This is a genomic window from Methylocystis parvus OBBP (assembly GCF_027571405.1).
Classification (GTDB): Bacteria; Pseudomonadota; Alphaproteobacteria; order Rhizobiales; family Beijerinckiaceae; genus Methylocystis; species Methylocystis parva.
Genome location: NZ_CP092968.1, coordinates 217,797 through 230,260, shown reverse-complemented (window position 1 = coordinate 230,260; position 12,464 = coordinate 217,797). Strand labels below are relative to the sequence as shown.

Here is a 12,464-nt window from a genome sequence, read left to right as displayed (position 1 = left end):
ACTTCTTACACATTTTCCAATCGAAATCTCAGAAAGCCGGTTAATCGGCGTGAACCTTAATCGCCTATGCTGCGGCTTCACAAAATTCAGTCAAATTGCAACCGAAAGCATAGGTCGCCGCGGCTGTCGGCATTGACGCAACCGGAAATAGCGTAGCGATCCGCCATGCGTTATGCTGAATAGAGAATGGATCGGGCCGGAGAAGAGACGCCGGCGTTTTGAGAGAGACCTTGTCGACGAAGAAAACCCCGCAGCCGCCCACCCGCGAAGATGTTTTGGCTTTTCTGGCGCGCGAGCGCGAAGCCGGACGCGCAACGAAGATCGGCCTGCGCGAAATTGCGCGCGCCTTCGGCCTCAAAGGCGAGGATCGCGTCGCGTTGAAGAAGCTGCTCTCGTCGCTCGCCGACGAAGGCGCGATCGAGAAGCGCGGCAAGCGCGTCAATCAGAAGGGCGCGCTGCCCCCCGTGACCCTCGTCGACATCGCCTCGCGCGACCGAGACGGCGAACTCATCGCAACGCCGGTCGAATGGGACGAAGACGAACTCGGCCCCGCCCCGCGCATTCTGATCCGCGCGCCGCGCCGCGCCAGAGCTGGCGAACCCCTGCCCGGCCTCGGCGACCGCGCCCTTGTGCGCGCCGAACCGGATCGCGACGCCGGCGAAGGCGAGCCGCCTTATGTCGGCCGCGTCATCAAGCTTCTGTCGCGCGCGCGCCATCGCGCGCTCGGCGTGCTGAAGATCGAACTGAGCGGCAATGGCCGCATCGTTCCGATCGACAAGAAGCAGGCGGGACGCGAACTCATGGTCGCCGCGGCTGACATTGGCGAGGGCAAGGACGGCGACCTCGTCTCGGTCGATCTCGTCGGCAAGACGCGCTTCGGCGCGTCTCGCGCCCGCGTCCGCGAGACGCTCGGCTCCGTCGAAAACGAAAGGGCGGTGAGCCTCATCGCGCTACGCGCGCATGACATTCCCGACGCCTTCCGCGCCGAAGCGATTGCGGAAGCCGAAGGCGCCAGGCCCGCGACGATGCAAGGCCGCGAGGATTGGCGCGACTTGCCGCTCGTCACCATCGATCCGCCGGACGCCAAGGATCACGACGACGCCGTGCATGCGGAGCCGGACAAATCGGCGGACAATGACGGCGGTTTCGTCCTCACCGTCGCCATCGCGGACGTCGCCTATTATGTGAAGCCGCGCGCGCCTTTGGATAAGGACGCGCTGGAGCGCGGCAACTCCGTCTACTTTCCCGACCGCGTCGTGCCGATGCTGCCCGAGCGCATCTCGAACGATCTTTGCTCGCTGCGCGAAGCCGAAGATCGCCCCGCGCTCGCGGTGCGCATGCGCGTCACCGCCAGGGGCAAGAAGATCGGCCACAGCTTCCATCGCGTGATGATGCGCTCGCGCGCGAAGCTCTCCTACAGCCAAGCGCAGGCCGCCATCGACGGCACGCCGGATGAGAAGACGAAGCCGCTCTTGGAGAACGTTCTGCGGCCGCTCTACGCCGCGCATGAAGCGCTGCAACATGCGCGAAGCCTGCGCGCGCCGCTCGACCTCGATCTGCCGGAGCGGAAAATTCTCCTCAAAACCGACGGCGCTTTCGATCGCGTCGTCATTCCGCCGCGTCTCGAAGCGCATCGCCTCATCGAAGAGTTCATGATCCTCGCCAATGTCGCCGCAGCCGAGACATTGGAGGAGCATCGCCAGCAGCTCATCTATCGCGCGCATGACGAACCGTCGAAAGAAAAGGTGACGGCGCTCTCCGAATTCCTCGGCACGATCGGCGTCAAGCTCGCCAAGGGACAGGTGCTCAAGCCCGCCAATTTCAACGCAATCCTGGAACGCGTGAAGGGCATGGAGCATGAGAACATCGTCAACGAGATCATTCTGCGCACGCAGGCCCAGGCCGAATACACGCATGAGAATTACGGCCATTTCGGCCTGAATCTGCGCCGCTATGCGCATTTCACGTCGCCCATCCGACGCTACGCCGATCTCATCGTGCATCGCGCGCTCATTCGCGCCCTGAAGCTCGGCGAAGGCGCGATGCCGGAAATGCCGGTCGGCGAACTCGCGGAAATCGCCGCCCGCATCTCCGCCGCCGAACGCCGCGCCATGGCGGCCGAGCGCGAGACGGTGGATCGCCTCATCGCGCATCATCTCGCGGACCAGATCGGCGCGCGTTTCGGCGCGCGCATTTCGGGCGTCACGCGATCCGGGCTCTTCGTCAAGCTGATCGAAACGGGCGCCGACGGCTTCGTGCCCGCCGCGACGCTGGGGCGCGAATATTACTCCTATGACGAGGCGAGCCATTCGCTCACCTCGCGCTCCGGCATGAGCTACCGTCTCGCCGACATAATAGAAGTACGCCTCGTCGAGGCCGCCCCCATCGCCGGCGCGCTGCGCTTCGAGGTCGTGGGCGGCGGCGAGCGGCGCACGCCGCCGAGAAACCCGAAATCGTTCAAACCGGGGCCGCGCGGCGGGCGGAAATCGAAAAGGTGAGCGCGCGCTTCCGGCGCCGCGCCGCCGCCTGCCTGATCATCATCGCTTCGGGCCTTGCGTTGCGCCGCTGGTCGCTCGATCTCGGCGCGCCCTTTTTCGCCTGGAAATATGGCGGATCGCTGCTGTGGGGGACGATGGTCTATTTCCTCGTCGCATTGTTCCCGAAAAGCGGCGCCATTACGAGAATCGCCCTGATTGCGAGCGCCATCGCCGTCGTCGTCGAACTCTCGCGGCTCCACCACACCCCCTGGCTTGACGATTTCCGAAGGACGACAGCGGGCGCGCTATTGCTCGGCCGGCATTTTTCCCTTTGGAATATCGTAGCTTATCTATTCGGGATCGGACTCGGCGCCCGTATCGACGCCTTGCTCTGCGCGGAAACCGCAAAACCGGCGGCCCAGCCTTGACATCCGGCTCCCCGCACGTATGGTGCGCGCCAATTCGTCGCCCGCCGCTCGCTGTGGCGGGGACGATTTTCTATTCTCAATCGAACCGGAACGAGTGCGATGGCCAAGTCCGCCATGATCAAGATCAAGCTCCTGTCCACGGCGGACACGGGCTATTTTTACGTCACCAAGAAGAACGCGCGCACCAAGACCGAAAAGCTCGCCTTCAAGAAATACGACCCGGTCGTGCGCAAGCACGTCGAGTTCAAGGAAACCAAGATCAAGTAAGAGCGACAGCTCTTTAATGGTTGGTTTGAAAAAAGGCTCCGCTTTGCGGAGCCTTTTTGTTCTGGGCCAAGCCCTCATCCGACCCTCGTCGACGCGTGGGCCTACCTTCTCCCGCCTGCGGAAGAAGAAAGAATCCTCGATATCGGTCAAATGAGGCGCGGTTCCTTCTCCTTCTCCGCGAGAAGGAGGCCCGCCGAAGCGGGGTCGGATGAGGGGAGTTTCGCTTTATCGCTGCGCCTGTCCGGCGCGCGCTTCGTCCTCAGACGAAGGCGGCCGGCTGACAATGGCTTCAAGGAGGCCACTCCAACCACTATCAGCCGGCCAACCCCACGGACCCAGGAGATGCGGCGGACCTGAGCACTCCGCAGGGTATTCGAGTTCTGCCGTTACGCATCGAACGCTTGATTCCGCCGTGGCGCTTTTCCAGCCCCTTCGACGCCGCCTGACACGCAATTCATTTGGCGGGCACCAAGTTACCCCGGCTGCACAAAATTGCAACTATCTGATATGTTTTTTCACAATGACGTCATAGCAAAAGTGAATTCCCGCGACGGCCGGGCGCTTTTCCGCTAAAGAGACGCAAAAATGCGCACGTCGACGCGCACGCTTCGGAGGAAATAAATGAATATTCGTCATCTGCGCCTGTTCGTCGGGCTCGCGGCCGCAATCGCTTTGACCGGCTGCGGCGCTCACCAGCCCGGCGATGCGACAGGCGCGAAGGTTTTGCGCAATATTCTGGAGAAGAACGGCGTCGACGCGAAGATCGTTTCTTTCAAGAAGGTCAACGCCCGCGAAGTCGATCGCGAAAAGGTCAGCGCCTACGAACTTATGTACGAAGCCGAAATCCAGTTCCCCGAAGGCTTCGAGGCCAAGTGCCGCGAGGAGAAGGAGCGCGGCAAATGCGCCTTCCTCGGCATTGACGAAGATCGCACTTTCGCCAAGAGCGAGGTTCACACCAGCGAAGGGACGCTGCATTTCGTCAAGACCGAAAAAGGCTGGATGGCCGAAGACAACAACGTCTACTGAGCCGTTGACGGCCGCCGGGCCCCGCGCCCCCATCATCGTGATTCCGGCGCGGCTGGGCTCGACCCGGCTGCCCGGCAAAGCGCTGGCTGAGATCGGCGGGCGCCCGATGATCCTTCATGTCTGGTCGCGCGCGGTCGCCGCCGGTCTCGGGCCCGTGGCGGTTGCGACCGATTCTGAGGAAATCGCCGGCGTCGTCCGGGCCGCCGGCGGGGACGTGGTCGCGACGACCGCGGCGCATATTTGCGGCAGCGACCGCATCGGGGAGGCGCTCCGCAGCCTGGACCCGGAAGGCCGCCACGACGCTGTCGTCAATCTTCAGGGCGACACGCCCTTTTTACCGGGCGAGGCGCTCGCCGCCGCCTTGAAACTGCTGGAAGACCCCGCAGTCGACATCGGCACGCTCGCGACTCCGGCTCAACCGGAAGAGGCGGACGATCCCAACGCCGTGAAGCTCGTCGCGACCAGGATCGCGCCCAAGCGCCTGCGCGCGCTTTACTTCACCCGCGCCCGGGCGCCGTGGGGAGAGGGACCGCTCTATAAGCATATCGGCGTTTACGCCTATCGGCGGGCGAGCTTCGAGCGCTACGCCTCACTTCCCCCGTCCCCGCTCGAGCTGCGCGAGCGGCTGGAGCAGCTCCGGGCGATGGAGGCCGGAATGCGTATTGACGCGGCCGTGCTGGACAAAGCCGGCCCGTCGGTAGATACGGAGCGCGATCTCGCGGCGCTCCGCGCCGCCATCGGGCATGCGACGCCCTAGTGAAGCCATCGGGCCTAAAACAGTGACACAGCAATTCATCGCCTATCAAGGCGAGCCCGGCGCGAATTCCGACATCGCCTGCCGCGACGCTTATCCTGCTTTGACGCCCCTGCCCTGCGCGAGCTTCGAGGACGCCTTCGCGGCCGTCACCGAGGGCCGCGCGATGCTCGGCATGATACCGATCGAAAACTCGATCGCGGGCCGCGTCGCGGACATTCATCATTTCCTGCCGCATTCCGGCCTGCATATCGTCGGCGAATATTTTCTGCCGATCCATTTTCATTTGATGGCGCCAAAGGGCGCGACGCGCGAAGGGTTGCGCGCCGTTTACAGCCATGTTCATGCGCTCGGCCAATGCCGCCGCGTGATCCGCGATCTCGGACTTGCGGCGCATACGGCGGGCGACACGGCCGGCGCGGCGCGCGAAATCGCGGAGTGGAACGATCCGACCAAGGCGGCGCTGGCGCCCCGTCTCGCCGCCGACATATACGGGCTGGACGTATTGGCGGAGAATGTGGAGGACGAGGCCCATAATACGACTCGCTTCGTCGTGCTCTCCAAGACGAGCCAGTGGGCGCGGGTCGACAGCGGCCAGACGATGACCACTTTCATCTTCCGCGTGCGGAACGTGCCGGCCGCGCTATACAAGGCGCTGGGCGGCTTCGCGACGAACGGCGTGAATATGACGAAGCTCGAGAGCTACATGGTCGATGGCGAATTCGCCGCGACGCGCTTTCTCGTGGATGTCGACGGCCATCCCGAACAGCCCAATGTCGCGCGGGCGATGGAGGAACTCGCCTTCTTCTCGAAGGAAGTGGAGATTCTCGGCGTCTATCCGGCGGCGGAATTCCGGATCACGAATATTCGCGGCTTCGACTAACCGGATTAAACAAACCTTTTATTGACGAGTCGGCGTGAAGCTCTCGCGTCGCTTCTCTGAAAGGCCGATCGCGCCAATGTGGCGCCGCTATCTGGCGCTTGTGACAAGCTTCGTCATCATTGGTCCGCCTGTCGGAGGGGCGATATTCGGAGCGCTTTATGACGCCTGGCTCCTGCACCTCACGCCCTGGCGCGAGCTGCTAACCTTTCCTAACCTGCAACTGCTCTTTTACTTCCCGCTGGTCACTGCTTTTGGGGGCTATTGGGTTAGCGGCGTCTCCGCCCTCGCCTGCGGGGTCATTTACGGCTTTCTCGCTTTGCTCCTGAAAAGGCCCACGCCGCTTTCCACTTGCGGCGCGACCTTTCTGGGCAACCTTTGCGCGGGCGCCGTCTGGTTGGTCGCAAAGGGGGAAAGCTTCTGGCCGATTGTCTTGTTCGCGACCGCGCTTTCCATTCCAGCGGCGCTTATCGCCCGTTGTGCGGCGCATGAAGGCGGTCCTCTCCCCGTCTGAGCGCGAGCTTGGGCTGCTGCGCTGCGGCGTTGTGACGGGATTGACTCAAAGCAAGAGCCACTGCTTTCTTTGCGCGCCTTCTTTGCGCGACCACAGGCTCTCTTCCCAGCGAGCCGGCCGCGCGACCTTCGCCGCTTCTCGCAAGGAGCCGCGCCTGTCGGAACGGCCAGCGAGAAACAGCACTTGCGCAGCGAGGAAACGCCATGCCGGCCTATGATCCGAACAACATCTTCGGGAAAATTCTGCGTAGCGAAATCCCTTCGCACAAGATCTATGAGGACGATGTCGCGCTCGCCATCATGGACATCATGCCGCGCGCCGAAGGCCATGTGCTCGTCATCCCCAAGGAGAGCGCCCGCAATCTGCTGGACGTCTCCACGGCGACGCTCGGCGAATTGATCAAGCGCGTGCAGCACGTCGCCAAGGCGCTGGAAAAAGCCTTCGTCGCGGATGGCCTCACTTTGCACCAGTTCAACGAAAGCGCCGGCGGCCAGGTGATCTACCACCTGCATTTCCATCTTCTGCCGCGCTGGGAAGGCGTGCCGCTGCGTCCGCCGGGAACCATGGCGGACGACGCCAGGCTCGCCGAGCAGGCAGAGAAAATCCGGGCTGTCATGACGCCGTTTGCGGGATGAGGGGAGCAGGCCCTCATCCGACCCCTGCTGACGCAGGGCCCCCTTCTCCCGCGAGCGGGAGAAGGAAGAACCCGAAGATTGTAGATCACGAATTTGGAAGCGCGATTCCTTCTCCCGTTTACGGGAGAAGGTGGCCCTCGCATGAGCGAGGGTCGGATGAGGGCGGGAGACGCTCTACTCCTCGGCCACCTTCGCCGGCCGCAGCACCACGGGCCGCAGCAGGAAGGACGGGACGTGGTCGCCGAGTCCGATGACCGGCGGGCCGTCATCCTCGTGATGCCGGCGGGAGCGGCGATCTCGGCGGTCATCCACGGGACGGCTGCGCGCCGGCTCGGCGTCAGGGCGACGCGGCGAATGCGCCGGACGACCCATCGCCACGGGACCTTCGGCCTCGACCTGCTCCACCCGCTCGGTTCTGCGCTCGACGCGCTCGCCCCGCTCCGGCCTGCGCGTCGCGCGTTCGCCGCCGCGCTCGCGACGGCTGCCCCGCTCGCCGCGACCGCCACGGCGATGCTCATGCGGCCGGGTGGTTTCCATGGGCGGCGGCAAGGCGTCGAAGCCCGGGCCTTCCCAATCGATCGCCTTGCCGATCAGGCTCTGGATCTGATCGACATATTTCATGTCGTCTTCGGTGACGATCGTCAGCGCGACGCCCGAGCGCCCGGCGCGGCCCGTGCGGCCGATACGGTGGACATAGTCCTCGCTATGGGTCGGCACATCGAAATTATAGACGTGGCTAACGTCCGGAATGTCGAGGCCGCGCGCGGCGACGTCCGAACAGACGAGCAGATTCACGTCGCCATTTTTGAAGGCGTCGAGCGAGGCCATGCGCGCGAGCTGGTCCATGTCGCCATGCAGCGCCCCGGCCGAGAAGCCGTGCTTCTGGAGCGAACGATGGAGGATCGCCACGTCGCGCTTGCGGTTGCAGAAGATGATCGCGTTCTTGAGATTCTCGGCGTCGCGAATGAGGTTGCGCAGCGTCTCGCGCTTGTCGGCGTGGCCATGCGAGGCGACGAGCGCCTGACGGATGGTCGAAGCCGTGGTGGCGGCGCGGGCGACCTCGATGCGGACGGGATTATGGAGGAAGGCCTCGGTGAGCCGGGTGATCTCCGGCGGCATGGTCGCCGAGAAGAAGAGCGTCTGCCGGGTGAAGGGGACGAGCTTGCAGACGCGCTCGATGTCGGGAATGAAGCCCATGTCGAGCATGCGGTCGGCTTCGTCGATGACGAGGATCTCGATGCCGGTGAGCAGAAGCTTGCCGCGGTCGAAGAAGTCGAGAAGCCGGCCCGGCGTGGCGATCAGCACGTCCGCGCCGCGCATGATCTTGGCTTCCTGATCGCCGAATGAGACGCCGCCGATAAGAAGCGCGACGTTCAGTTTGTGGTTGACGCCATATTTGGCGAAGCTTTCCTCGACCTGCGCCGCCAATTCGCGGGTGGGCTCGAGAATGAGGGTCCTGGGAACCCTGGCGCGAGCGCGGCCCTGTTCGAGGCGGCTCAGCATCGGGAGGGTGAAGGCCGCAGTCTTGCCGGTGCCTGTCTGCGCGATGCCCAGAATGTCCCTGCCTTGCAGCGCTGGGGGAATGGCCTGGGCCTGGATGGGCGTCGGATTAACGTAGCCGGCCGCCTTTACGGCCGCGAGAACCTTTTCCGAAAGGCCCAATTCGTCGAATGTCATCAATTATCCTGGTTACGGCTGTCGGACGCGGGATGGCGATGCGCGCCTGCCGATCGAGAAGCGCGCAAGATTTGCTGAGAAAAATCGCCGTCGTCGCCGCGAAGACGGTCCGGCTCGCCTTCCGTCGCCGCAAAGGGGCGGGTGCGAAAGCCACGGCGGCATGCATGAAGAACAAATAGGCAAATGTCAATGGAATTGCGAGGCTGCTCAGGCGTTTTCTGGCATTTCTCACCGCAAAACGGGCGCTCGGGCGCCATTTCGCCCGCGTCGGCCTATTTCTTCGGCTTGTTCTGTCCTTTTTCCTCCCCGCAGGGCGAAACCGGCGCGGGACCCCGGATCGGGATGGTCGAGGTTGTCATGCCGTCGACTCCGACGCTGCGCACCACGGAATAAACCTGGGTTGGCTGCTGCGACGCGGCGCGCCTGGCCAGGCCGTCCATCGTGCGGTCGAAGGCCGTTTCGATCAAATCGTCGCGCTCGACCATCTTGGAGAGCAGCTTCGCCCCGAGCACGCTGCACAGGAAGACGGCGGCGGAGAAGGCCGCGAGACTCCAGACCGGCCCCGATGGGTTCGTACGGGGCGGCGTGCGATCGTCGTCGAGATTGGACATTTGAGGGGCGCCTATCGGTTACCGCCCCTTCTCTATCGCAATATGGTAAATATCTGGTTCATGTCAGCGTTTGCTTGACCAGCCGGGCGGCTAGGCTCTTGCCAAGCCGTTCGCGACGCAGAACACTGGACGAGTCGCTTCGACGCATTTTTCTGATGCGCTGGCGGCCGCGGCAAAGAAATTGCTCCATGCGCCCCTGAAAGAACATTTCACGGGACCTACATGGAAAGGACCGAAGGACGGGACGAACGTGGCGGCGTTGACATCGATCAAATCCAAATTTGCGCTTGCACAGGCAGTTCCGGTCTGTTCCGAAGAGGAAGTCCGTGGGTTGGCGCACGACCCGCTCCGGGCGCCCCTGCGGGCCGGCAAGGAGCCGAAGAAGTCCGGCGACGGCGGCCCGGGGTCGGGCACCGCGCTGATTACGCGAACGCGGCAACAGACCCGTCGCCCGAATATGTATCGCGTCCTGTTGCTGAACGACGATTACACCACCCAAGAGTTCGTGGTGATCGTGTTGCGTAAGTATTTCAACAAATCTGTCGAGGAAGCCACACGCATCATGCTGCATGTCCACAATCATGGCGTCGGCGAATGCGGGGTCTACACATATGAAGTCGCCGAAACCAAGGTCACCCAAGTGATGGATTTCGCGAGGAAGCACCAGCATCCTCTGCAATGCATCATGGAGAAGAAATAGGGGTCGCAGCGAATGCCGACGTTCTCGCGCAATCTTAAACAGACTTTGGACCGGGCCCTCGCCTCCGCGCGCGAGCGTCACCATGAATACGCAACCCTCGAACATCTGCTGCTGAGCCTGATCGAGGATGCGGACGCCTCGGCCGTGCTGCGGGCCTGTTCGGTCGATCTCGACCTTCTGGCCAAGAATTTGCGCGACTACATCGACCGCGAACTCGACAATCTCGTCAATGAGGACGCCGATGAGTGCAAGCCGACCGCCGGCTTCCAGCGCGTCGTGCAGCGGGCCATCATCAGCGTGCAGTCGTCCGGCCGGGAGGACGTCAGCGGCGCGAACGTGCTGGTCGCGCTCTTCGCCGAGCGCGAGAGCCACGCCGTCTACTTCCTGCAGGAACAGGACATGACGCGCTACGACGCCGTGAATTATATCAGCCACGGCATCGCCAAGCGCCCCGGCCTCTCCGACCAGACGCGCGCGCCGCGCGGCGTCGAGGAGGATGGCGACCGCGCCGAGGGCCGCGACGCCCGCGACGGGGAGAGCCGCAAGAAAGAGGGCGCGCTCGAGGCCTATTGCGTCAACCTGAACAAGAAGGCGCGTGACGGCCGCATCGATCCGCTGATCGGCCGCGAGGCGGAGGTGCTGCGCACCATTCAGGTCCTCTGCCGCCGCCACAAGAACAATCCGTTGCTCGTCGGCGACCCCGGCGTGGGCAAGACGGCGATCGCCGAAGGACTCGCGCGCAAGATCACGCAGGGCGAGGTGCCGGACGTGCTGATCGGCGCGACCGTCTACGCGCTGGACATGGGCTCGCTGCTCGCCGGCACGCGTTACCGCGGCGATTTCGAAGAGCGCCTGAAGCAGGTGGTCAAGGAGATTGAGAATCACAAAAACGCGATTCTCTTCATTGACGAAATCCACACCGTGATCGGCGCCGGCGCCACCTCGGGCGGCGCGATGGACGCCTCGAACCTTCTGAAGCCGGCCCTCGCCCAGGGCGCGCTGCGCTGCATCGGGTCGACGACCTATAAGGAGTACCGCCAATATTTCGAGAAGGACCGCGCCCTCGTCCGACGCTTCCAGAAGATCGACGTCAATGAGCCGTCGATCCCGGACGCGATCGAGATCATCAAGGGGCTGAAGCCTTATTTCGAGGAGTTCCACAAGATCCGCTACACCAACGACGCCCTCAAGGCGGCGGTGGAATTGTCGGCGCGTTACATTCACGACCGTAAGCTTCCCGACAAAGCGATCGACGTGATCGACGAAACGGGCGCCGCGCAAATGCTGGTCGCCGAGAACAAGCGCAAGAAGACGATCGGCCTCAAGGAGATCGAGGCGACGATCTCCACCATGGCGCGCATTCCGGCGAAGACCGTATCCAAGGACGACGCCGAAGTTCTCGCCCATCTCGACGAGACCCTGCGCCGCGTCGTCTACGGCCAGGACAAGGCGATTTCGGCGCTCACCTCGGCGATCAAGCTCGCCCGCGCCGGCCTGCGCGATCCCGAAAAGCCGATCGGCTGCTATCTCTTCTCTGGCCCCACCGGCGTCGGCAAGACGGAGGCGGCGCGCCAGCTCGCGACCTCGCTCGGCATCGAACTCGTGCGCTTCGACATGTCGGAATATATGGAGCGCCACACGGTGAGCCGGCTCATCGGCGCGCCTCCCGGCTATGTCGGCTTCGATCAGGGCGGCCTCCTGACCGACTCGATCGACCAGCATCCCCACTGCGTCCTGCTGCTGGACGAGATCGAGAAGGCGCATCCCGACCTCTACAACATCCTGTTGCAGGTCATGGATCACGGCAAGCTCACCGACCATAACGGCAAGACCATCGACTTCCGCAACGTCATTCTCATCATGACGACCAATGCGGGCGCGCAGGATCTCGCCCGCACGCCGATCGGCTTCACCCGCACCCGCGCGGATCTCGACGACAGCGAGGCGATCAACCGCCTCTTCGCGCCGGAATTCCGCAATCGTCTCGACGCGATCGTGCCCTTCGGCCATCTGCCGGTGGACGTCATCAAGCGCGTCGTGGACAAATTCGTCATGCAGCTCGAGGCGCAGCTCGCCGACCGCAACGTCACGATCGAGCTCTCGGACGAGGCGCGGAGCTGGCTGGTCGAGCATGGCTATGACGAGTCGATGGGCGCTCGTCCAATGTCGCGGGTCATCCACCAGCACATCAAGACGCCGCTCGCCGACGAGGTTCTGTTCGGCCGGCTGAAGAATGGCGGGGCCGTGCGCGTGGTCGTGGTCGGCGACGACAAGGGCGAGAAGAAGCTTGGCTTCGTCTTCCCGGAAGGTCCCGTCCTGCCGCGTCCGGAGCGCGACATCATCGAGGCCGGCAAGAAGCGCGCGAGCGCGGAAGAAGCCGCCGAGTCCGCCAGCGACGAGCCCGGCGGCGTCCCGGAGGCCGACGCGAAACCGGCCCCCGTGCGCAACTGACACAGGTCGCGGCTCCTACGGTCGCGCTAGACGGTTGAGCGCAC

The 12,464-nt window shown here is 63.8% G+C and carries 12 protein-coding genes; 10 read left to right on the top strand and 2 right to left on the bottom strand.

The window, feature by feature from the left end; genetic code table 11:
• Positions 1-230 precede the first annotated feature (230 nt).
• The 8 genes from rnr (at position 231) to MMG94_RS01075 (ending at position 6,981) form a co-directional block, all read left to right on the top strand.
• Positions 231-2,498, top strand: coding sequence for a ribonuclease R (gene rnr, locus MMG94_RS01110; protein ID WP_016918984.1), 2,268 nt, complete (start codon positions 231-233; stop codon positions 2,496-2,498).
• Positions 2,495-2,905 (top strand): ribosomal maturation YjgA family protein, encoded by a 411-nt coding sequence (locus tag MMG94_RS01105; RefSeq protein WP_016918985.1) that lies wholly within the window; start codon positions 2,495-2,497, stop codon positions 2,903-2,905. The genes rnr and MMG94_RS01105 overlap by 4 nt, the downstream gene beginning before the upstream one ends.
• Before the next feature lie 99 nt (positions 2,906-3,004).
• Positions 3,005-3,172, top strand: a complete 168-nt coding sequence (rpmG, locus tag MMG94_RS01100; RefSeq protein WP_016918986.1) for a 50S ribosomal protein L33 — start codon at positions 3,005-3,007, stop codon at positions 3,170-3,172.
• Between the two features lie 621 nt (positions 3,173-3,793).
• Positions 3,794-4,198 carry a hypothetical protein gene (locus MMG94_RS01095; protein ID WP_016918988.1) on the top strand — a complete coding sequence of 135 codons (405 nt, stop codon included), beginning with the start codon at positions 3,794-3,796 and terminating at the stop codon, positions 4,196-4,198.
• Positions 4,199-4,202: 4 nt separating this feature from the next.
• Positions 4,203-4,955, top strand: a complete 753-nt coding sequence (locus MMG94_RS01090) for a 3-deoxy-manno-octulosonate cytidylyltransferase (protein WP_016918989.1) — start codon at positions 4,203-4,205, stop codon at positions 4,953-4,955.
• Positions 4,956-4,977: 22 nt separating this feature from the next.
• Positions 4,978-5,835, top strand: coding sequence for a prephenate dehydratase (locus MMG94_RS01085; RefSeq protein WP_016918990.1), 858 nt, complete (start codon positions 4,978-4,980; stop codon positions 5,833-5,835).
• Positions 5,836-5,869: 34 nt separating this feature from the next.
• Complete coding sequence (locus MMG94_RS01080) at positions 5,870-6,346, top strand: hypothetical protein (RefSeq protein ID WP_154420109.1); 477 nt, start codon at positions 5,870-5,872, stop codon at positions 6,344-6,346.
• Positions 6,347-6,549: 203 nt separating this feature from the next.
• Entirely contained in the window at positions 6,550-6,981 is a 432-nt protein-coding gene (locus MMG94_RS01075; protein ID WP_016918993.1) for an HIT family protein, read from the top strand.
• Between the two features lie 174 nt (positions 6,982-7,155).
• Here the strand turns inward: MMG94_RS01075 and MMG94_RS01070 are convergent, their stop codons facing one another.
• Together MMG94_RS01070 and MMG94_RS01065 are read right to left on the bottom strand one after the other, a co-directional pair.
• Positions 7,156-8,658, bottom strand: a complete 1,503-nt coding sequence (locus tag MMG94_RS01070; protein WP_016918994.1) for a DEAD/DEAH box helicase — start codon at positions 8,656-8,658, stop codon at positions 7,156-7,158.
• A gap of 272 nt (positions 8,659-8,930) precedes the next feature.
• Positions 8,931-9,269 (bottom strand): hypothetical protein, encoded by a 339-nt coding sequence (locus tag MMG94_RS01065; protein WP_016918996.1) that lies wholly within the window; start codon positions 9,267-9,269, stop codon positions 8,931-8,933.
• A gap of 331 nt (positions 9,270-9,600) precedes the next feature.
• On the opposite strand from MMG94_RS01065, the gene clpS reads away from it, so the two are divergent.
• Positions 9,601-9,969, top strand: a complete 369-nt coding sequence (gene clpS / locus MMG94_RS01060) for an ATP-dependent Clp protease adapter ClpS (RefSeq protein ID WP_016918997.1) — start codon at positions 9,601-9,603, stop codon at positions 9,967-9,969.
• Positions 9,970-9,981: 12 nt separating this feature from the next.
• Positions 9,982-12,420 (top strand): ATP-dependent Clp protease ATP-binding subunit ClpA, encoded by a 2,439-nt coding sequence (gene clpA, locus MMG94_RS01055; RefSeq protein WP_016918998.1) that lies wholly within the window; start codon positions 9,982-9,984, stop codon positions 12,418-12,420.
• Positions 12,421-12,464: the final 44 nt, after the last annotated feature.